The organism is Kutzneria viridogrisea DSM 43870 (genome assembly GCF_000525635.1).
Classification (GTDB): Bacteria; Actinomycetota; Actinomycetes; order Mycobacteriales; family Pseudonocardiaceae; genus Kutzneria; species Kutzneria viridogrisea.
The window spans coordinates 2,451,713-2,471,950 of the sequence record NZ_CP007155.1; the positions used below are offsets into that span (position 1 = coordinate 2,451,713).

Annotated in this window: 20 protein-coding genes; 12 read left to right on the forward strand and 8 right to left on the reverse strand. The window is 72.0% G+C overall.

Features of this window, described 5'->3' with window-relative positions; translation table 11 throughout:
• Positions 1–106 precede the first annotated feature (106 nt).
• Positions 107–1,612, reverse strand: coding sequence for a GMC oxidoreductase (locus KALB_RS11170; RefSeq protein ID WP_081789293.1), 1,506 nt, complete (start codon positions 1,610–1,612; stop codon positions 107–109).
• Positions 1,613–1,803: 191 nt separating this feature from the next.
• Between KALB_RS11170 and KALB_RS11175 the strand changes: the two genes are divergently transcribed.
• The 6 genes from KALB_RS11175 to KALB_RS11200 all read left to right on the forward strand — a co-directional run bounded on the left by KALB_RS11175 (position 1,804) and on the right by KALB_RS11200 (position 7,215).
• Entirely contained in the window at positions 1,804–2,994 is a 1,191-nt protein-coding gene (locus tag KALB_RS11175; protein WP_025355807.1) for a hypothetical protein, read from the forward strand.
• 17 nt (positions 2,995–3,011) lie between these two features.
• The gene (locus KALB_RS11180; RefSeq protein ID WP_042220322.1) at positions 3,012–3,902 is read left to right on the forward strand and encodes a patatin-like phospholipase family protein; all 891 of its coding nucleotides are present in this window, start codon (positions 3,012–3,014) and stop codon (positions 3,900–3,902) included.
• Between the two features lie 7 nt (positions 3,903–3,909).
• Positions 3,910–4,524, forward strand: a complete 615-nt coding sequence (locus KALB_RS11185) for a TetR/AcrR family transcriptional regulator (RefSeq protein ID WP_236650224.1) — start codon at positions 3,910–3,912, stop codon at positions 4,522–4,524.
• A 113-nt stretch (positions 4,525–4,637) separates the two neighbouring features.
• Positions 4,638–5,849 carry a cytochrome P450 gene (locus tag KALB_RS11190; RefSeq protein WP_025355810.1) on the forward strand — a complete coding sequence of 404 codons (1,212 nt, stop codon included), beginning with the start codon at positions 4,638–4,640 and terminating at the stop codon, positions 5,847–5,849.
• 14 nt (positions 5,850–5,863) lie between these two features.
• Positions 5,864–6,061 (forward strand): ferredoxin, encoded by a 198-nt coding sequence (locus tag KALB_RS11195; RefSeq protein ID WP_025355811.1) that lies wholly within the window; start codon positions 5,864–5,866, stop codon positions 6,059–6,061.
• Positions 6,058–7,215, forward strand: a complete 1,158-nt coding sequence (locus tag KALB_RS11200) for an NAD(P)/FAD-dependent oxidoreductase (RefSeq protein ID WP_025355812.1) — start codon at positions 6,058–6,060, stop codon at positions 7,213–7,215. The genes KALB_RS11195 and KALB_RS11200 overlap by 4 nt, the downstream gene beginning before the upstream one ends.
• 106 nt (positions 7,216–7,321) lie before the next feature.
• Here the strand turns inward: KALB_RS11200 and KALB_RS11205 are convergent, their stop codons facing one another.
• Positions 7,322–8,086, reverse strand: a complete 765-nt coding sequence (locus KALB_RS11205) for a dioxygenase family protein (RefSeq protein WP_201771906.1) — start codon at positions 8,084–8,086, stop codon at positions 7,322–7,324.
• Positions 8,087–8,095: 9 nt separating this feature from the next.
• On the reverse strand, positions 8,096–8,707 hold the full coding sequence (locus tag KALB_RS11210; RefSeq protein ID WP_025355814.1) for a GTP cyclohydrolase II: 612 nt from the start codon (positions 8,705–8,707) through the stop codon (positions 8,096–8,098).
• Between the two features lie 87 nt (positions 8,708–8,794).
• Here KALB_RS11210 and KALB_RS11215 point away from each other — a divergent pair, with 87 nt between their 5' ends.
• Together KALB_RS11215 and KALB_RS11220 are read left to right on the forward strand one after the other, a co-directional pair.
• Positions 8,795–9,250 (forward strand): MarR family winged helix-turn-helix transcriptional regulator, encoded by a 456-nt coding sequence (locus tag KALB_RS11215; protein WP_025355815.1) that lies wholly within the window; start codon positions 8,795–8,797, stop codon positions 9,248–9,250.
• A gap of 116 nt (positions 9,251–9,366) precedes the next feature.
• Positions 9,367–10,455 carry a hypothetical protein gene (locus tag KALB_RS11220; RefSeq protein ID WP_025355816.1) on the forward strand — a complete coding sequence of 363 codons (1,089 nt, stop codon included), beginning with the start codon at positions 9,367–9,369 and terminating at the stop codon, positions 10,453–10,455.
• Here the strand turns inward: KALB_RS11220 and KALB_RS11225 are convergent.
• Positions 10,452–10,982, reverse strand: a complete 531-nt coding sequence (locus KALB_RS11225) for a MarR family winged helix-turn-helix transcriptional regulator (RefSeq protein WP_025355817.1) — start codon at positions 10,980–10,982, stop codon at positions 10,452–10,454. The two genes, KALB_RS11220 and KALB_RS11225, sit on opposite strands and share 4 nt — an antisense overlap.
• An 88-nt stretch (positions 10,983–11,070) precedes the next feature.
• Here KALB_RS11225 and KALB_RS11230 point away from each other — a divergent pair, with 88 nt between their 5' ends.
• Both KALB_RS11230 and KALB_RS11235 read left to right on the forward strand, forming a co-directional pair.
• Entirely contained in the window at positions 11,071–12,033 is a 963-nt protein-coding gene (locus KALB_RS11230; RefSeq protein WP_030108965.1) for an MBL fold metallo-hydrolase, read from the forward strand.
• Positions 12,030–13,472 carry an FAD-dependent monooxygenase gene (locus tag KALB_RS11235; protein ID WP_025355818.1) on the forward strand — a complete coding sequence of 481 codons (1,443 nt, stop codon included), beginning with the start codon at positions 12,030–12,032 and terminating at the stop codon, positions 13,470–13,472. The genes KALB_RS11230 and KALB_RS11235 overlap by 4 nt, the downstream gene beginning before the upstream one ends.
• Here KALB_RS11235 and KALB_RS11240 read toward each other — a convergent pair.
• Positions 13,436–14,173: a response regulator transcription factor gene (locus KALB_RS11240; protein WP_025355819.1), complete on the reverse strand. Its 738-nt coding sequence runs from the start codon at positions 14,171–14,173 to the stop codon at positions 13,436–13,438. The genes KALB_RS11235 and KALB_RS11240 overlap by 37 nt on opposite strands.
• Positions 14,174–14,330: 157 nt before the next feature.
• Here KALB_RS11240 and KALB_RS47540 point away from each other — a divergent pair, with 157 nt between their 5' ends.
• The gene (locus tag KALB_RS47540) at positions 14,331–14,918 is read left to right on the forward strand and encodes a hypothetical protein (RefSeq protein WP_025355820.1); all 588 of its coding nucleotides are present in this window, start codon (positions 14,331–14,333) and stop codon (positions 14,916–14,918) included.
• Positions 14,919–15,705: 787 nt separating this feature from the next.
• Here the strand turns inward: KALB_RS47540 and KALB_RS11250 are convergent.
• The gene (locus KALB_RS11250; protein WP_025355821.1) at positions 15,706–17,454 is read right to left on the reverse strand and encodes a glycoside hydrolase family 76 protein; all 1,749 of its coding nucleotides are present in this window, start codon (positions 17,452–17,454) and stop codon (positions 15,706–15,708) included.
• Between the two features lie 83 nt (positions 17,455–17,537).
• On the opposite strand from KALB_RS11250, the gene KALB_RS11255 reads away from it, so the two are divergent.
• On the forward strand, positions 17,538–18,413 hold the full coding sequence (locus KALB_RS11255) for a CPBP family intramembrane glutamic endopeptidase (protein WP_025355822.1): 876 nt from the start codon (positions 17,538–17,540) through the stop codon (positions 18,411–18,413).
• On the opposite strand, the gene KALB_RS11260 is transcribed toward KALB_RS11255, so the two are convergent.
• Complete coding sequence (locus KALB_RS11260; protein WP_025355823.1) at positions 18,379–19,773, reverse strand: FAD-dependent monooxygenase; 1,395 nt, start codon at positions 19,771–19,773, stop codon at positions 18,379–18,381. The two genes, KALB_RS11255 and KALB_RS11260, sit on opposite strands and share 35 nt — an antisense overlap.
• Positions 19,770–20,183 carry a hypothetical protein gene (locus KALB_RS11265; RefSeq protein ID WP_025355824.1) on the reverse strand — a complete coding sequence of 138 codons (414 nt, stop codon included), beginning with the start codon at positions 20,181–20,183 and terminating at the stop codon, positions 19,770–19,772. The genes KALB_RS11260 and KALB_RS11265 overlap by 4 nt, the downstream gene beginning before the upstream one ends.
• Positions 20,184–20,238: the final 55 nt, after the last annotated feature.

The following is a 20,238-nucleotide window of genomic DNA, read 5'->3' on the forward strand; positions in this document are numbered from 1 at the left end:
TTCTCGGGATGTGAGAACTCGCGGCGCAAGTGCAGACACACCGTCCCGCAAGCGCCGACACGCGGTCCCGGAAGCGCCGACACGCGCTGGGTTTGGGCCTGCGGGGTCAGCCGCCCGCCTGCACGATCTGGTCCATGGCGCGCTCGGCGAGGGCGCTGACGGTCAGCGCTGGGTTGGCGCCGCCCACGTTGCCGGGGATCAGCGAGCTGTCCAGCACGTACAGGCCGGGGCAGCCGTGCACGCGGCCGGCGAGGTCCGTGGCGGCGCCGATGGGGCAGCCGCCGACGGGGTGCGCCGTGGCGGCGGCCGACCCGACACCGGTGGTGCCGCCGACCCGCTCGCTCAGCGCCAGCGCGGACCTCAGCGCGGGGTCTGACTGGCTGGCCTGCCAGTTCAGGCCGACCTGGCCGCCGAGCCCGGACCGCCACACCCCTCGGTTGTCCATGTCCACGGCGATGCTGAGCTGGTGCAGCACGGGCTGCTGCCCCGGCAGCGACACGGCGGCGCTCTCGGCGCGGATCGGCACTGGGTAGCCCTGGTCGACCATGGCGGTGGACACGATGGGCGCCGCCTGGCTGGGGCCGACCGGTCCGGTGTAGGGCCGGAACACGAAGGCGTCGCCGTTGCTGCCCCAGTTGGTGCCGACGTGCTCGTTCAGGCCGGGCAGTGCACCGCTGTCGCGGGCGGCCACCAGCAGCCGGGTGGTGTTGATCGACCCCGTGGCGAGCACGAGCCGGTCGCAGGTCAGTTCGAGCTGTTCCACGGTGAGCCCGTCCTCGTCGCGCCGGGTGACCGCCAGCGCGTACCGCCCGGCCTCGCGGCGGATCGAGGTCACCTCGTGCAGCGCGCCCAGCCGCACGTGCCCGGTCGCCAGCGCGGCGGGCAGGTAGTTGCGGGTCAGGTCGTGCTTGGCGCCGTTGCTGTTGCCGAAGCTGCTCTCGCCGACGATCGCCGAGGGGCGGACCTGCCCGGCCAGTTCGCGGCGCACCACCTGCCAGTCGAAGGTGGACGGGGTGCGCTCCACCGGCAGCCCGGCCGTCGCGAACTGGGCGTCGAAAACCCGGGTGTGCGTGAACGGCGCCGAGTTGTAGACCTCCTCCGGCACGGTCTGCGCCGACAACATCGCCCGCACCCGGGGGAAGTACACGCGGTCGAGTTCGGTGTAGCTCAGCCCGGACGGGTACAGGCGCTCGAAGTACCGGCGTGGCGGTTGCAGGGTCACGCCGGTGTAGACCACCGACCCGCCGCCCACGCAGGACGCGGCCAGCACGGTGATGCCCGGCTGCACGTCGACCTGCATCACGCCCGGGTACGGGATCATCGGCACCGCGGGCAGCCCGGGGTAGTTCGCGAGCAGCTGGAACCAGAGCATGCGCCGGTCGATCGAGCTCTCGGAGCCGAAGACCTGGGCGTGGTCGTCGTGCGGCCACAGCTTGCCGCGTTCGAGCAGCAGCACGTCCACCCCGGCCTGGCCCAGTCGCAGTGCGGCCACGGAGCCGCCGAAACCGGAGCCGACCACGATCGCGGGCACGTGCGCACCACCACCGCCGCGCAACCCGATCGGGGCGGCTGCCGCCAGTGCGAGGAATCGGCGTCGACTCACTTCTGCCACGTGCGGCAACGTGGCAGAAAGCCTTCTGGCGCACCAGGTGCTGACACGAATGGCCCAAGATCAATACCGCCGCGTGCGCGCGGGATGACAAAACTGTCACCGCTTCACAGTCGCGAACACAGGGGGTGACAAAAGTGGCATTGCCTCATAGATCCCTTGTGTCCGTTCGTGGGCTCTACCAGACTTCGACCATGGGGGATCACGCAGGCGCGACCGCCAGGGACAGCCCGCCGCTCGGCAGGGCCGGGCAGGTCGCCTGGGGCAAGCTGGCCGAGGAACTGGACAGGCTGAACGAGACGACCCGCGTGCTGCCGACACTGCCGCCGGACCAGCCGGTATCCGCGGAGCAGGCGCACATGTGGACGGCGGCGGCGTGGTCGGCGCAGCGCGCTGGGGAGCTGGACACGGCGTCCTGGCTGTGGCAGCAGTTGCTGGAACGCCAACGGGCGGGCGGCGGGGAGCGCGCGGTGGACGTGCTGGTGACCACCGGGCGCCAGGCGGACGGGTTCGCGCTGTGCGGCCGACTGGATGAGGCGGTGGAGATCCTGCACGGCGTGCGGTACGCCCTGCTGGAACAGTTGGGGCCGCACGACCCGGTGGTGCTGGCCTGCCGGGTGGCGCTGGCGGAGTGGCGGGCCGAGGCGTGGCAGCTGCGCGAGGCCAGCCACCTGATCGCCACCGTCGCACCGCAGGCCGAACGGCAACTCGGTGAGATGCACCGCACCACCCGGCGGGCCCACCGGGTGCAGACCCGCCTGCGACGCGTGCTCGCGCTGGTCGGGGACTCGGCTGGTGGGTCGGTGGAGGGCACGCTGTCCGCGGTCGGCCTGCCCGACGGGCCGCGGACCCACGTGCGCGCGCTGGCCAACGCCTACCTGCGGCACGCCTACTGGACGGGCATCGGCGGGGACTCGCGGCGCGCCCTGCGCCTGTTGATCGGACTGCACGACCAGGTCCCGGCGCGGTGGCGGCTGCCCGCGATGGAGAACGTGGCCGCGCTGACCCTGCGCACCGGGGCCGTGCACGAGGCGATCTCGCTGCTGGCGGAGGTGATCTCCCACTGCACCGAGGAGTTCGGCACCGACCACCCCAGGACACTGGCCCTGCGGGCGCACCACGCGCACGCCGTCGGGCTGGGCGGCGAGCCCGCGCGGGCCGCCCGGCTGGCCGCCGACCTCGTGCGGCGGCAGCGAGCGGTGCTCGGCGGGAACCACGTGGACCTGTCCCGTGGCGTGGCCAACCTCGCGTACTGGCAGGGGGAGCGCAAGCCCGGTGGGCTCGTGCCGCCGGACCCGTACCTCACCCGGGTGAACATCCAGCTGCTGCACGACTTCCGTGCCTCGCCCAACCGGCACCGGCGGGGCAGGCGTGGCGGCGGCTGAGCCGTCCACATGCGACGATGCGCCCCGTGGACGAGCGCGCGATCACCCTGCCCGGCCCGGTCGGCTTCGTGCTGGGCGGCGGGGGCAGCCTGGGCGCCATCCAGGTGGGCATGCTGCGCGCCCTCGCCGAGCACGGTGTGCTGCCCGACCTGGTCGTGGGCACCTCGGTCGGCTCGGTCAACGGCTCACTGCTCGCGCTGGACCCCGCACGGGCCGCGGACCGGCTGGCCGTGCTGTGGGCGGGCATGACGCGGGCTCAGGTCTTCCCCGGTGGACCGCTCGCCCAGCTGCGGACCCTGCGCCGGGCCCGCACGCACCTGTTCCGCAACACGGGCCTGGTCGAGGTGCTGGCCAAGGGGCTCGGCGGGGTGACGAACTTCGCCGAGCTGCGGCTGCCCTTCGGCACGGTGGCGGTGGACGCGGTCACCGGCAGCGCGGTGCTGCTGCGCTCGGGCTCGCTGGTGCCCGCGATCCTGGCCAGCAGTGCGATCCCGGGCGTCTACCCGCCGGTGCGCCACGAGGGCCGGGTGCTCTACGACGGTGGGGTGGTGGCCAACGTGCCGATCCGCCAGGCCCTGGACATGGGGGCGCGCTCGCTGGTGGTGCTGGACTGCGCCTTCCCCGGCCACCTGCCCGGCGTGCCCGGTTCGCTGGCGGAGACCCTGCTGTTCTGGGCTACCCTGGGCATGCGCAACCAAGCGGTACTGGAGTCTCACATCGCATCGGCTGAGGTTCCGATCGTGTACCTGCCGGGGGCGCCGGTGCAGCCGGTGACCCCGCTGGACTTCTCGCACACGGCCGAGCTGATCGAGTCCTCCTACGCCCAGTGCACCCAGTTCCTGGACAACCTGCGGGTTGACGGCCCCGGCCTGTACGGTCATCCGGCCGGAACCCCGATCACCGAGTGAGACCGCCTTGGACCCGACACCGCAGCAGCGCGCCCGCAACCCGTGGGGGCAGGGCGAACGGCTGCGCGGGGAGATCCTGGAGGCGGCGGCCCGCCTGCTGTCCGAGCTCGGCGGCGAGGAGGGGCTGACCATCCGCGGGGTGGCGCGGGCCGCGGGCATCGCCCCGGCCAGCATCTACCAGCACTTCGCGGACAAGAACGCGCTGGTGCACGGCCTGATCGAGTACGACTACGAGCGGCTGGCCGCCGCCATGGCCGAGGCTGACGCCGCGCTGCCCGCCGAGCAGGTGGTCGACCGGGTGCGCGCGCAGATGCACGCCTACTGCCAGTTCGCCTTGGACAGCCCCGGGCACTACCGGCTGATGCTGAACAACCGTCCGCGCCGCGAGCCCGGTGAGCCGCCCAAGGGCCCGCTGGGCAAGGTCATCCTGGGCGTGACCGCCGCTTTCGAGCGCTGTGAACAGGCCGGGCACAAGCTGCGGCTGCCCGCCGAGCGGTCCGCCGTGATGGTCTTCGTCGCCACGCACGGCCTGGTCGCGTTGTGGCACGCCTCTCCGGACGAGCGGCAACTGGACCGCATCGAGCCGATGGTGAGCGAGTTCCTCTCCCTCGTCTTCGCCTGACCCACCCGTGTGATCTGACTCCCATCCCGGTGCGAGCGCTCCCCCTAGATGCCTAACATGTGTTCAGTAAGTCACTGAACAATCGTTTGGTAACTGCTCGTGTTGGGGGATCCATGACTGACACCATTCCCACCTTCCCGATGACCAGGGCCAAGGGCTGTCCCTTCGACCCGTCGCCCGAGCTGACCGAGCTGGGCGAGAAGGGCCCGGTCAACCGGGTGCGCATCTGGGACGGCAGCACACCGTGGCTGATCACCGGCTACGAGGAGCAACGCGCCGCGCTGGCCGACCCGCGGATCAGCGCCGATGTCCGCAAGGAGGGCTACCCGCACGTCAGCGAGTCCGGCAAGGCGCGCAGGCAGCACTTGCAGGCCTTCATCACCATGGACAACCCCGAGCACGACGTGCACCGCCGCATGCTCACCAGGGACTTCATGGTCAAGCGCATCGAGAAGCTGCGGCCCCGCGTGCAGGAGATCGTGGACGGGCTGATCGACCAGATGCTGGCCGGGCCGCGGCCCGCCGACCTGGTGCGCGACTTCGCGCTGCCGGTGCCCTCCCTGGTGATCTGCGAACTGCTCGGCGTGCCCTACGCCGACCACGACTTCTTCCAGCGTTGCAGCTCACGGCTGCTCAACCGCACCGTGAGCGCCGAGGAAGCGCTTGCCATCTCCGACGAGCTGCGCAACTACCTGATCAAGCTGGTCGCCGCCAAGGACGCCGAGCCCGCCGACGACCTGCTCAGCCGCCTGGTCGTGGAGCAGCTGCGGACCGGCGCGCTGACCGACGTCGAGGTCGCCGACATGGCCGTGCTGCTGCTCATCGCCGGGCACGAGACCACCGCCAACATGATCGCGCTGGGCACCACCGCCCTGTTGCAGCACCCCGAGCAGCTGGCGGAGCTGCGCGAGACCGAGGACCCCAAGCTGGTGGCCAACGCGGTCGAGGAGTTGCTGCGCTACCTGCACATCGTGCACAGCGGGCGCAGGCGCGTGGCCACCGAGGACATCGAGATCGGCGGCCAGCTGATCAGGGCCGGTGAGGGCCTGATCGCCGCGGGCGAGATCGGCAACCGCGAGCAGGGCGCCTTCGAGGGCGACCCCGGGCAACTGGACATCCACCGCCAGTCCCGGCACCACGTGGCCTTCGGCTACGGCATCCACCAGTGCCTTGGCCAGCCGCTGGCCCGGATGGAACTACAGGTCGTGTACAGCACGTTGTACCGGCGGATCCCCACGCTGCGCCTGGCGGTGCCGCTGGAGGAGATCGAGTTCAAGCACGACATGATCGTCTACGGCGTGCACTCGCTGCCCGTCGAGTGGTGAAGGGGGTACCCGGGATGAAGGTTGTCATCGACCAGGACAAGTGCGTGGGCGCCGGGCAGTGCGTGCTGGCCGCGCCGGACGTGTTCGACCAGCGCGACGAGGACGGCATCGTGGTGCTGTTGCAGGAGTACCCGCCCGCCGAGCTGCACGAGGACGTGCGCCAGGCGGCGCGGATCTGCCCCGCGCTGGCCATCGAGCTGGACGAGGCGTGAACCTGGACCACGTGGTGGTCGTCGGTGCCTCGGCCGCGGGTCTGACCGCGGCCGAGGCGCTGCGCCGTGAGGGGCACGACGGCAGGATCACCATGATCGGAGCGGAGCAGCGGCTGCCCTACGACCGCCCGCCGCTGTCCAAGCAGGTGCTCGCGGGCACCTGGGAGCCCGAGCGGACCGCGCTGCGCCGCGAGGACGCGCTGGTGGAGGCCGACTGGCTGCTCGGCACGCCCGCCTCGGGCCTGGACGTGGCCGCTCGCACCGTGCGCCTCGCCGACGGCACCGCGATCGGCTACGACGGACTCGTCATCGCCACCGGCGTCACCCCCAGGCGGCTGCCGTTCGGGCACGACCTCGCTGGCGTGCACGTGCTGCGCTCCATGGACGACGCCTTGGCGCTGCGCAAGGACTTGCTCGCCGCGTCCAGTGTCGTGGTCGTCGGCGCGGGCTTCCTCGGCGCCGAGACCGCAGCGGTCGCCCGCCAGATGGGGCTCGCCGTCACGCTGGTGGACCCGCTGCCCGCGCCCATGATCCGGCAGTTCGGGGCGAAGATCGGCGGCCTGGTCGCGAAGTTGCACGCCGACAACGGGGTGACCGTGCGCACCGGGGTCGGCGTCAGCGGGCTGGTCGGGCTCGGCGACCAGGTCGTCGCCGTGGACCTCGCCGACGGCAGCTCGCTGCCCGCCGAGGTCGTGCTCGTGGCCATCGGCTCGGAGCCCGCCACCGGCTGGCTGGCCGGCAGCGGCCTGTCGCTGGGCAACGGCGTGGACTGCGACTCGTTGTGCCGCGCCGCGCCCGGTGTCGTCGCGGCCGGTGACGTCGCCAGCTGGACGCACCCCGAGCTGGGGGTGCGGCTGCGCGTCGAGCACCGCATGAACGCCACCGAGCAGGGCATGGCGGCGGCGAAGACCTTGCTGGGCAAGGGAGAACCCTTCGCGCCGGTGCCGTACTTCTGGACCGACCAGTACGAGGTCAAGATCCAGGCCTACGGCATGTTCCCCGAGGACTCCGTGCCGACCGTGGTCGTGGGCGATCCCGCCGAGGGCTCGTTCGCCGCCGAGTACCACCAGCACGGCCGTGTGGTCGGCGTGCTCGGCTGGAACCTGCCCCGCGAGACCCGCAAACTCCGCGCCCGCATCGGCGGCGCCGCCTGACCCACCACGCGAGTCCCGCTCAGCCGCACGCGAGTCCCGCTCACCGCGTTGCCATGAAAGTGCCGTTCGATGCGTCCAGTGCCATGAACGACACTTTCATGGCGCTTCAGCCCAGTTGGAGCGAGCGCTTGGCCAGGCCCATCCAGAAGCCGTCGATGGTGGTGCGCTGGGTGGACAGCTCGTCCAGCGCGGCGCCCAGGGTGACGAACAGCGGGGCGAAGTGTTCGGTGCGGGGGTGGGCCAGCCGGGCGGCCGGGGCCTTGTGTTCGAAGTCGAGCAGTGAGTCGAGGTCCTGGGCGCCCAGTGCGCGCGCACCCCAGTCGTCGAACTCGGCCATGACGGAGGCGACCTGCCCGTCCTGGTTGAGGGCACGCAGGTTGTGGGTGAAGAAGCCGCTGCCGACGATCAGCACGCCCTCCTCGCGCAGCGGGGCCAGCGTGCGGCCGAGCTTGAGCAACTGCTCGGGATCGAGGCTGGGCATGGACATCTGGAGCACGGGGATGTCGGCCTCGGGGTACATCTCGACCAGCGGCACGTAGGCGCCGTGGTCCAGGCCGCGGTCGGGCACGTCGACGACCGGTGTGTCCGAAGTGGACAGCAGGGCGCGCACGGAGCGGGCGAGCTCGGGTGCGCCGGGTGCCTCGTAGCGGACCTGGTAGTACCGCTCGGGAAAGCCCCAGAAGTCGTAGACGAGCGGCACGGTGCTGGTGGCGCTGAGCGCGATGGGGGCGTGCTCCCAGTGGGCGGAGACCATCAGCACCGCCTTGGGGCGCGGCAGCTCGGCGGACCAGGCGGCGAGCTGGCCGGGCCAGACGGGGTCGTCGGCCAGCGGCGGTGCTCCGTGTGACAGGTAGAGGCTGGGCATGCGCATGGCGATTTCCTAACTGGCGAGCGAGATCGTGTGACCGGTGTGGGCGACCTTGGCCCGCAGGTAGTGCAGGTTGGTCTCGGTGGCGAACACCCCGGTGCGGTGCAGGGCGGCGATGTCCACGCCCTGCGCGCGCAGTTGTCCGGCCTTGTCGGGGTTGTTGGTGAGCAAGGTGATCCGCGTGGCGCCCAGCGCGGTGAGCATCTGCGCGGCGGCGGTGTAGTCGCGGCCGTCCTCGGGCAGGCCGAGGGCGGTGTTGGCGGCGTAGGTGTCCAGGCCGCCGTCCTGTAGGGCGTAGGCGTCGAGCTTGTTGTACAGCCCGATGCCGCGGCCCTCCTGGCGCAGGTACAGCAGGTAGCCGCCGACCTCGCTGATGAGCTCCACCGCCTCGCGCAGCTGCGGGCCGCAGTCGCAGCGCGCCGAGCCGAACACGTCCCCGGTCAGGCACTCGGAGTGCATGCGCACCAGCGGCGCGTCCCCGCCCGGTTCACCCAGCGCCAGCGCCAGGTGCTCGGCGCCGTCGGCGAGGCCGTGGAAGGTGATCGCCTCGGCCGTGGCCCGGTAGCCGTCGGGGAAGTGCAGTGGGATGCGCACCCGGGTGCGCACCGTCGCGGTGTCGGTCATGCTCGGCCCCCGCCTCATTGGTTGAAACTTGAACTACCTCGACCCTAGCCGTTGGTTCGAATTTGAACAAGTGGGTACGCTCACGCCATGCGGTGGTTGAGCGAGCGCGAGTTGCGGACCTGGCAGGGCTTCCTCACGGCGGCGACGGTGCTCACCAGGCTGGTCGAGCAGCAGCTCAAGGAGGAGGCCGGGCTCTCGCACCCGCAGTACGAGGTGCTGGTCCGGCTCTCCGCGGCGCCCGGCGGCGAGCTGCGCATGACCGAGCTGGCCGAGGTCGCGGTGACCTCCAAGAGCGGCCTGACCTACCAGGTGGGCCAACTGGAGAAGGCGGGCCTGGTGCGGCGCAAGTCCTGCCCCAGCGACGTGCGCGGGGTGGTCGCCGCGCTCACCGACGAGGGGTGGCGCAAGCTGCGCGAGGTCGCGCCGGGGCACGCCGAACTGGTGCGGCGGCACTTCGTGGACGGCCTGAGCGAGCGGCAGTTCGCGGCGCTGTCGGACGGGGTGGACGCGCTGGCGGCACGACTGGCCCCGCAGGAGCCCTGAGGGGCTGGGGCGTCTCGGCACCTTTGCGACGGCCAGCGCCCGGCGCCGTCACAACCTGAGCTGACGCCGGTAGCGGACCTCCGTAACGAACCGCCCACCGGGCCGATGGTTCATCGGTGCTGCGCAGGCTGCTCCTGTTCGCCCACTGGGCACTGCCCTGTGCCGCCGCCGTGCTCGCGGGCTGGCTGTTCGACCGCCATCCGTTGATCACCGCCGGGGTGGTGGCCGCCTGCGTGCTGCTCAGGCCGGTGCACACCGGAGCGGTCAGCCGTGCCGTGGTCATCCTGCTCGCGATGTCCCCCGTGGGCCCGTTCCTGCTGGAGGTCTACCGCTGGGTCGCGGACCTGGTCGTGGCCGGGTGGACCGCGCTGGACGCGTTGCCGACGATCTTCCTGAGCTGGCCCGCGCACCTGCTCTACGCCGTGCTGTGCCTGGCGGTCGGCTCGGTCGTCTCGCTGATCGGGTTCGCGCTCGTGGGGCAGCCGTGCTTCGCGCTGATGGAGTTGGAGAGCTCCGCGCGGCAGCGGGCCAGGGACGCGGCGGCGCGGCGGATCGCCGAGACCCCGGACCGGTACCGGTTCGCGCTGTACCTGCGCCCGTTCACCACCAGCGGGCAGTTGGCTTCCAACGCCGTGGGCGTGCTGAGCGCCGACGGGCAGGTCGGCAACATCCAGACCGACTTCGAGGCCGTGCTGGCCAGTGCCTTCCCCGCGCACCGCCCGCTGATCGCCGCGGGCAGACCGGGGGAGTTGCTGCCCACCGGGGTGCAGGGCCTCGGCTCGATGATCGACCACACCTGGGACATCCCCGGCACGGGCAAGTTCCAGTGCACGGAGGCGAACTGGCGGTCCAGGGTCACGACCCTGGCCAGGCACGCGGAGACCGTCGTGGTCGTGCCGCTGGACTTCGCCGGGACCCGGTGGGAGATCAACTGGTTGTACCGCAACGGTTTGCTGTCCAAGTGCGTCTTCGTGATGCCGCCGACGATGGCCGGTGCCCGGGACTACGAGAAGCCCTGGGCGCAGGTGGAGGGCTTCCTGCGGGCACGGGGTGTGCAGGTGCCCGGCTACCGCTCCTCCGGCGGCCTGTTCGAGGTCAGCGCCGACGGCACGGAGTTGGTTTCCCGGCCCTCCTTCGTGTACGCGCCGGTGCCGCGTGCCACCGCGCTGCTGATCCAGTTCGCGCTCACCAGGCGGCGCCGCTAGGTGCGCCGCCGCGCGCTCTCGGCGGCCGGTCCGTCCATCAGCTTCTGCAACAGGCCGATCAGCGTGCGCTGCTCCGGCCCGGTCAGCGCGCTGGCCCACACCTGCTCGCGGGCGTTGTGCGCCAGGTAGGCGTCGGTGATCGACTCGATGCCGCCGGGGGTCAGCGCCAGCGTGACGGCCCGCCCGTCGTGCTCGGCGCGGGAGCGCGACACCAGCCCGTCCCGTTCCAGGGTGTTGACCAGTGCGGACACCGCCGCGCGGCTCATGCCGGACAGTTCGGCCACGCGCTTGGCCTCCAGCGGGCCCGCCAGCCACAGCACGAACAGCACGCGGAACCCCGGCCAGGACAGGCCGCGTGGGCGGTGCACCCCGGACTCCACGTCGTAGACCAGCGCGCTGGTGACCCGGTGCAGGGTCAGCACCAGGCGCATCGCCACGGGGTCCACGGCGGCGCCGCCAGCGGTCACCCGGTCGATCGCGTAGTCCACGAAGGACACGTAGTCCAGCTGTTCCGGTGAGTCGGGCACGGCTCGATCGTAGGCAAGGGGGCTTCCCAGGACCGGCCGGGAGGCCCTAGGGTGCGAGATAGTCAAAGCCTTGATGATCGGAGGGTTCATGGCAGCCAAGCCGTTCGCCTCGTCCGCCGACGTGCAGGCCAAGGAGCAGACCCTGGAGGTCCTCGCCGAGGGTGTCTACGCGCTGACCGCCGAGGGCGATCCCAACGTGGGGGCGATCGAGGGCGAGGACTTCCTGGTCTGCTTCGAGGCGCTGGCCACCCCGGTCGCGGCCCGCAAGTGGCTGGCCCGGCTGCGCGAGCACACCGACAAACCGGTGCGCTACCTGGTGCTCTCGCACTACCACGCGGTCCGCGTGCTGGGTGCCTCCGCCTTCGACGCCGAGGTGGTCGTCACGCACGACAACACCCGCGCGCTGATCGCCGAGCGCGGCAAGCAGGACTGGGACTCCGAGTTCGGCCGCATGCCCCGACTGTTCGACGAGCCCGCCTCGATTCCCGGCCTGACCTGGCCCACGCTGACCTTCTCCGACTCGCTGACCATCCCGCTCGGCGGGGACCGCGGTGACCTGGTGCTGCGCCACTGCGGACGCGGCCACACCGAGGGTGACATCGTGGCCTGGCTGCCCCAGCAGCGCATCCTGTTCGCTGGCGACCTGGTCGAGGCGCAGGCCGCGCTCTACACCGGTGACGCCTTCCACCGCGACTGGTCGACGTCCACTTTGGACAACGTCGCCGCGTTCGGCGCCGAGACGCTGATCGGCGGCAGGGGAGCGGTCGCGCAGGGCGCTGATGCCGTGACAGCGGCGGTCGCGCAGACCCGGCACTTCCTGGAGGTCATGCTCCGCGAGGTCGGCGCCGTGCAGGCCAGGGGTGGCACGCTGCGCGAGGCGTTCCAGGCCACGCACGCCGCGCTGGTCGACCGCTACGGGCGCTGGCCGATCTTCGAGCACTGCCTGCCCTTCGACGTGTCCCGGCTGTGGGACGAACTGTCCGGTGTGGAGCGTCCGAGGATCTGGACCGCCCAGCGCGACCGCGAGGTCTGGGAGGAGTTGCAGGGATGACCGGCCGGGTCGTTGTCATCGGCAACGGGCCGGTCGGGCAGAGCACCGCGCTGCTGCTGGCGAAGCGAGGTGTGTCCGTGGTGCTGGTGGACCGGCGCCCGGCCCGCGACCCGGTTGGCTCCAAGGCGATCTGCCAGCAGCGGGACGTGCTGGACATCTGGGAGTCGGTCGGTGCGGGCCGGCGCATCGCCGATGCGGGGCTGACCTGGTCGCGGGCCAGGACCTTCCACCGCGACCGCGAGCTGTTCTGCCGGGAGCTGACCGATCCGGGCCAGTCCCCGTTCCCGCCCTTCGTGAACCTGTCCCAGGCCCGCACCGAGCAGATCCTGGACGAGCTGATCGCCCAGCAGCCGCTGATCGAGGTGCGCTGGGACCACGAGGTCCGTGAGCTGAGCCAGGACGCGAACGGCGTGCGCGCGGGCGGGATCGCCGCCGACTACGCCGTGCTGTGCACCGGCGTGCACGGTGCGGACCTGCGTGCCCAGCTCGGCGTTTCCCTTGCCGGGCAGAGCTTCTCCGACCGGTTCCTGATCTGCGACCTGGCCGCCGACCTGCCCGGCTGGGCCCAGGAGCGGCGCTTCCACTTCGACCCCGCGGGCAACCCGGGCCGTCAGGTGCTGGTCCACCCGTGCCCCGGCGGCACGTTCCGCATCGACTGGCAGATCCCGGCCGGGGCCGAGCCGGGGCCCGCCGAGCTGGACGAGAAGGTGCGGGCGATCCTCGGTGAGGTGCCGTACCGGGTGCTGTGGCGCTCGGTCTACCGGTTCCAGTCCAAAGTGGCCGATCGGTTCCTGGTCGGCAGGGTGCTGCTGGCCGGGGACTGCGCGCACGTCTACTCCCCGTTCGGGGCGCGTGGCCTGAACTCCGGGGTCGCCGACGCCGAGAACGCCGCGTGGAAGCTCGCCCACGTGCTGTACGGCCTGGCCCCGCCCGGGTTGCTGGAGACCTACCACCTGGAACGCCGTGCCGCCGCGCTGGAGAACCTCGCCGTCACCAGTGCCACCATGGACTTCCTCGTGCCCCAGGACGAGCGCCAGCGCCAGTACCGCGAAGAAGTGCTGGCCCGCGCCGCCACCGATCCCGCGGCCTGGCCGCTGGTCGACTCCGGCAGGCTGTCGGAGCCGTTCTCGTACCGGGACTCCCCGCTGACCACACCCGGCACCGAGGGCTCACTCATTCCCGACTTCCCCTGTGCCGGCACGACTGCGCGCCAGCTCGCCCGGCTGGGTGGTCTCGTGCTGACCGCACCCGGGGTGCCCGTAACGACAAACCTGCGTGTTGTCGTTACCGACCGGCTCGCGCCCGGAGCGGTCCAGCTCGTCCGCCCCGACGCGCACCTGGCCGCCGAGCTCACCCGGCCCAGCACCGCCGAGCTGGCCGCCGCCGAGCGCAGGATGACCGGTCAGCCCGCCTCGGCCCCGCTCGGCCGCAGCACGTAACCGGCTCCGCGCATGGTGTGGATCATCGGCTCCCGGCCCACGTCGATCTTCTTGCGCAGGTAGGAGATGTACAGCTCCACGATGTTCGCCTGCCCGCCGAAGTCGTACTCCCAGACCCGGTCCAGGATCTGCGCCTTGCTCAGCACCCGGCGCGGGTTGCGCATCAGGTAGCGCAGCAGCTCGAACTCGGTGGCGGTCAGCTGCACGTGCTCCCCGGCCCTGCTGACCTCGCGGCTGTCCTCGTCCAGCACCAGGTCGCCGACCACGATGCGCGAGCTGGCCGCCGAGGACACCGCGTGCGTGCGCCGCAGCAGGGAACGCAGGCGCAGCACCAGCTCCTCGATGCTGAACGGCTTGGTGACGTAGTCGTCCCCGCCCACCGTCAGCCCGGCGATCCGGTCCTCCAGCGCGTCCTTGGCGGTCAGGAACAGCACCGGCAGCTCCGGGCGTTCCGCGCGCAGCCTGCGCAGCACCTCCAGCCCGTCGAAGTCGGGCAGCATCACGTCCAACACCACCGCGTCCGGACGGAACTCCCTGGCCACCCGCACCGCCGTGCCGCCATCGGCCGCCCCGCGCACCGCCCAGCCCTCGTAGCGCAGGGCCATCGCCAGCAGTTCGGACAGGGCCGCCTCGTCGTCGACGACCAGCACCCGGACCTGACCGCCGTCCGCCCTGCGCAACTCGCCGTTCGGTGTGGACATGTCCCCATCCTCACCGGCGCGACTGAGCCAGTGCTGAACCGCGGCTGTGCGTTCCCTGTGCTTCGGCGTCACAGGTACCACCTATCGTCGGCACAGCTCACGCACAGCTTGCCTGGCCAGGTTGGAGTTCACCAGCCGAACCGGCCAGAGGAGTGACATGGAAACCCAGCAGACCGAACCCGTGTGGGGCGCCCCGGCACCGCAGGCCGCCCCCGCGCAGCCCAAGCCGCGCTGGTCGGCGGGCAGGACCGCACTGGTGGTCGGCCTCGCCGTCGTGGTCGCGGTCGGCGGCGGCTTCGCCATCACCAAGCTCGCGGGCGGCACAGGCAGCAGCCAGCAGGGCGCGGGCCCCGGCGGCTTCGGCGGCGGTCAGGGCGGTGGCCCCGGCGGCATGGGCGGTCGCGGCGGCATGATGGGCGGCGCGGGCGGGCTCGGCAACGCCCTGCACGGGGACTTCACCGTCGCCGACAACGGCAGCTACGTCACCGAGCGCATGCAGACCGGCAAGGTCACCGCCGTCAGCGCCACCTCGATCACCACCGCCAGCGAGGACGGGTACACCAAGACCTACACCGTCGACTCGTCCACCCTCGTGGACAACGGCGACGACCAGATCAGCGCCGTGAAGACCGGGGACACGGTCACCGTCATCGCCAAGCTGGCCGGGGACACCGGCACCGCCACCTCCGTGCTGGACCGCGCGCTGGCCCAACAGGGCGGCGGGCAGGGGGCGCCGGGCAACTGAGCGGGCGCGCGGGTCGCGTGAAGGTGGCTTTCACTGCGTTGAACGCAGCGAATGGTCCTTTCGCTGCGGGTCTCGGTGGTGCCACGACGCGGCGGCGCGGGCCCTGAGCGGGCTCGCCGGGCCGGGGCCCCGTGTCATGAAGGTGCCCTTCATGACGGTGAACGTCTCGAAGGCCACCTTCGTGGCATGGCGGTGGGCCGTGCCCTCGGCCGAACTGGCGTGCCGTTTGGCGGGACTTGGGCGCTCCTGGCCGGGGTTCGTGTGCTCCTGGCCGGGACTCGAGCGCCTCAGCGCGGGATTCGCGCGCCCCTGGGCGGGATTCGTGTGCCCCTGAACGGAATTCGTGTGCCTCAGACGGGGTTCGTTTGCGGCTCAGTGGGACTCGTGTGCCCCTGGCCGGGTTTCGTGTTCGGTTGACCGGGTTTCGCGCGCCTCAGACCGGAGGTCGTATGCGGCTGGGCGGGATTCGTGCGCCTCTGGCCGGGACTCGTGTGTCCCTGGGCGGGATTCGCGCGCTCCTGGCCGGAACTCGCGCACCGCAGAGCGGGACTCGTGTGCTCGTGGCCGGGCCTCGTGCCCTTCTCGCCGGGACTCGCGCACCTCTGACCGGGACTCACGCACCTCTCGCCGGGACTCGCGCGCCCCTCACCGGGACTCACTTGCGGCTCAGCGGGATTCGCACGCCCCTGACCGGGACTCGCGCACCCCAGAGCGGGACTCGTGTTCCCCTGACCGGACCTCGCGCGCCTCAGAGCGGGACTCGCGCACCCCGGGGCTCGGCGTGCCCTCACCAGAGGAGGGCTTCCAGGGCGCTGGCTTGGGTGCGCCAGTCCTGGGGGTTGGGGGCTTGCCCGGACCAGCGCAGGCCTAGCCGGTTCAGGGAGTCGCGGGTGGACCAGGCGGCCTCGGCCTGGCGGCGCGCGTAGTCCTGGTACGAGCCGGTGGCCCGTGCGAACTCGCCGAAGTAGCGGGCGAACACGCCCTTGAACTGCTTGGCGTTGTCGTCGCAGTTCGGCTCGCACGACTCGGTGAGGATCCCGTTGCGGGTCAGGGCAGGACTGGTGGCAGCGGCCCCGGCGAGGGTGCGGGCGCGGTCGAGCACCGAGGTGTCCCCGGTGGCCCGCCACAGCTCGACCGCGCCGCCGATGGCCAGCCCCTGGTTGTAGCTCCACACGGTGCCGCCGTTGTTGGCGCAGGACGAGGTCAGCCCGTCGTTGACCAGACCGGATGAGTTGATCATGCCGCTGTGGTCGAGCCAGGTCCAAGCGGTCCGTGCCCGTGCCAGCCACGCCGTGTCCCCGGGCAGGCGGTTGTGCAGCGCGGCGGTCAGCCGGACCCACAACCCGTTGGTCACGGCGTTCTTGTACGTCCGCTCGCGGTCCCACCACACGCCGCCGCCACAGGTGCCGGTGTCCCAGTAGCCGCCGACGTAGTCCGCGATGACCACCGCCTCGTCCAGGTAGCGCCGGTCCCTGGTCAGGTCGTAGGCGTTGAGCCAGGCGAGGCCCCACCACGCGGTGTCGTCGATCGCCCGGCTGCGGAAGTCGCCCTCGATCGGGTCCGAGCCGCGCTGCCCGGCGGGGAACGTGCCCCGGTTGACCGTGAAGGTGCGGTCGATCATCCAGCGCAGGCCGGTGTTGCCGGTGCGGGCCAACGAGTCCGTCAGCGTGGTCAGGGCCACGGCGGAGTTCCACCAGCTGGACGGCCACCAGCCGGTTGCCGGGTCGTAGTCGGCGGCCAGCGCCTCGGTGGCCGCCGACACCGGGTCGGCCGCGGGCCGGGCCCACGCGGTGCAACTGCCGTTCTGGCCCTCCACGGCGCGGCCACAGGCCCGCACCGCCCCGCCGTACAGCCACCCGCGTGGGTCCCGCGTGGCGTACATGGCGGTCCGGGAGTTCGTGGTGCGGCCCAACGAGGACCCGTCCGGCCAGCTGGCGCCCGCGTCCCAGGAGCGGTCCAGCCACACCTCGTCACCGGCCCGCCCACCCGCCACGGCGGTCCACGCCATGCCGGTGTTGTCCACGTGCAGCGAGAACCGCCGACCGTTCAACGTGGCCGCAGGCACCGGCTGGGTGTCGCCCGCGGCTGAGCCCGCGTCGCGGCCGTCACAGAACTGGTCACAGACATTTGTGTAAGCCCACTCGGTGCAGCCGACGCCCTGTGCGTCCCCACATGCACGGACCACGCCACGTCGGTGGTGGCTGGGGTCGTACATGTTGAACATCAGCGTCCGCGTGCCGGTCCACGAGCCGGGTATGGCGGCCTTGCCGAGCAGGCCGTCCCAGGTCTTGCCGCCGTCCCAGGACCTGTCCAGCCACACCGAGTCGTTCAGCACGCCGTTGTCGATGCTGGCCCACGCCATGCCGTCGGCCTCGTCCACGTGCAGCCGCACCTGCCGCCCGTTCAGGACCTTCGTACCGACCGGGAAGGTCTCCTGGTGCGCCAGCGAGGGATCTCGCGTGTCGCAGTAGAGGGTGCACACCTGAGTGGGTGCCGTCAGCGCCGACACGAGCAGCAGAGCGACCGCGATCCGCATGGATCGACGTTAGCGTGGGCGGGTGTGCCGGGAAGGGCAGCTTTCGGGGGCACGCGAGTACCGCACACGAGGGGAAGCACAGCATGACGAACCCGTTGCTGGACGGGATGAACTCCGCGCGCAGGCCGACCGGGCCGATCACCGCGGTACTGGTGCTGTTGGCGGCGTTCCTGCTGGGCCAGATGGTGATCGCGGGCCTGCTCTCGGCTCTGCTGGGCATCCCGCTGACCTTCGCCAGCCTGCCGGGGCAGCTGTTCGCCACCGTGGTCGCGTTCGGCGCGACCCTGTTGCTCGTGCTCGCCTGGGTCCGCTGGCGCGAGGGCCGTCCGATCGCCACGGTCGGCTTCCAGACCTCGCCGGTGCGGGCCGTGCCGGGGGCGGTCGCGGGGTTCGCCATGTTCGGCGTGGTGGTGCTGATCGGGTTTGCGGCGGGTCAGTTGCGGTTCGACGGCGGGTTCGACGCGTCCATGACCGGCGGGGTGCTGCTGGCGCTGCTCGGGTTCTGCGTGCAGGGCTCCACCGAGGAGGTGCTGTGCCGCGGGCTGCTGATGCAGGCGGCGCACCGCAAGTGGGGCCTGCCCGCGGCGGTGGCGGTGCAGGCGGTGGTCTTCACCGCGCTGCACCTGGCCAACCCGGACGGGTTCAGCGCACTGCCGGTGCTCAACCTGCTGCTGTTCGCGGTGTTCCTGGCGGGCTGGGCGCTGTGGGAGGGCGGCCTGTGGGGCGCCTGCGCCTGGCACGCGGTGTGGAACTGGACCCAGGGCAACGTCTTCGGCGTGTTGGTGTCCGGCAACGAGGTGCGGACCAGCCTGCTGCACACCAGGAACACCGGTGCCGCCACCGAACTGCTCACCGGTGGCGGCTTCGGCCTGGAGGGCAGCCTGGCCACGACCCTGGTGCTGGCCGTGGGCGTGGCCGTCGTGTTCACCCTGTACCGGCGAGGTTCCCGAGCTGACTGAGCGCGTCCTCGGCGCTGTCCCACGCCTGGGCCACGTGACCGTCGGGCCGGATCACGGCCGCGGCCAGGCCCTGCCAAGGCCGCGCGGGCCGCCAGCCCAGCCGGTGGTCGGGGGTGAAGTCCACCTTGGTCATGCGGTCCACGGGCAGGCCGATCGCCTCGGGCCAGCGCGCGCCCACCAGCGGGTGCGCCCCGGGCGGGGCCGGGTAGCGCACGGCGATACCGGAGATCCAGCCCGCCAGCTCCGAGGTGAGCGTGCCGTCCGCGATCAACCCGCTCACCAGGTCGCGCAGCGCCCCGCCCGCCGGGGTGAAGGTGGTCATCAGCGCGGACTGCGCCAGGGTGTTGGCGGCCAGCTTCTCGGCGATCGGCCTGCGCTCGGCGTCGTAGCTGTCCAGCAGGCCCTCCGGTGCCCAGCCGCGCAGCTCGGCCGCCAGCTTCCAGGCCAGGTTCGTCGCGTCCTGAAGGCCCACGTTCAGGCCCTGACCACCGGCGGGCAGGTGCACGTGCGCCGCGTCCCCGGCCAGCAGGACCCGCCCGCTGCGGAAGGTCGCCGCGTGCCGGGTCGAGTCGTTGGCCCGCGAGGTCCAGTGGACCGCGCGCAGGCCGAAGTCGGTGCCCACGACGCGCCGCAGGACCGCGCGCAGTTCCCCCTCGGTCAGCGGCTCGGCCTGCCGCTCGCGCACCTGCTCGGGGCTCAGCCCGGTGTCACCCGGTTCGGCGCCGAACAACCGGTGCACCCCGTCGGTCAGGCGCACCGCGCTGAGCCAGCCGGTGTCGTGCCGCCACTGGTGTGTTCGCGGCGGGGCTTCGGCCAGTTCCACGTCGGCCAGGAACCCGCACATGGTCGGTTCCCGGCCGGGGAACTCGATGCCCGCGAGCTTGCGCACCGCGCTGTGCGCCCCGTCCGCGCCGACCAGGTAGCGCCCGTGGTGCACCTGGCCGCCCGCGAGGACCCGCACGCCCTCGGCGTCCTGTTCGAGGCCGGTGACCTCGGTGCCGCGCAGCACGACCACGCCCGAGGTGGCCAGGTGTTCGGCCAGCAGGCGTTCGGTCCGGACCTGCGGCACCAGGAGGGTGAACGGGTAGCGCGTGTCCAGGCCGGTGAGGTCGAGCAGGTCCGGCAGCACCGCGAAGTGCGTGCCGGACACGGGCCGTCCCAGCTCGATCAGCCTCTCGGCGAGGCCGGGCAGCGCCGAGAACACCTCCAGCGAGCGCGGGTGCAGGGTCGTCGCCCGCGACTGTGTGGTGGGCCTGTCCAGCTTTTCCAGCACCAGCACGGAAACCCCGGCCGCGTTCAGCAGTGCGGCGGTCATCAGGCCGACCGGCCCGCCGCCCGCGACGACCACCTCCGCGTTCATGACCGCTCCCTGCCGGGCCGCAGCAGGGCGATGCCGACCGCGAGCCCCGTGGTGGACGCGAGGTGCACCAGCAGCGCCGTGCGGTTGGGCGCCCACTTGCCGGTGGTCGGCCCACCCGACCACATCGCCGCGGCGAAACCCGTTGCGGCGCTTGCCATCGCCCACCACAGCGGGCGTCCCCTTCGTGGCCCCGCCAGCAGTCCGACGCCGATCGCGCCGATGCTGCCCACGGTGATCAGTGCCTCGCGGGCCATGTGGTACTGCACGTGGCCCTCCCCGTGCCGGACCTCTGGCGCCCGGTAGGTGTCGTCGGTGATGTGCGAGACGGTCTGCTGGATGGACGGCACCGCGGCGGCGATGCCCGCCACCGTGACCGCCGCGCCGAGCCGCTCGCGCAGTGCGGAGTGCATCGAGCCCCCAATCAAGTTGTATGAACGTGAAGATAATGAGCATTCATATGAACGT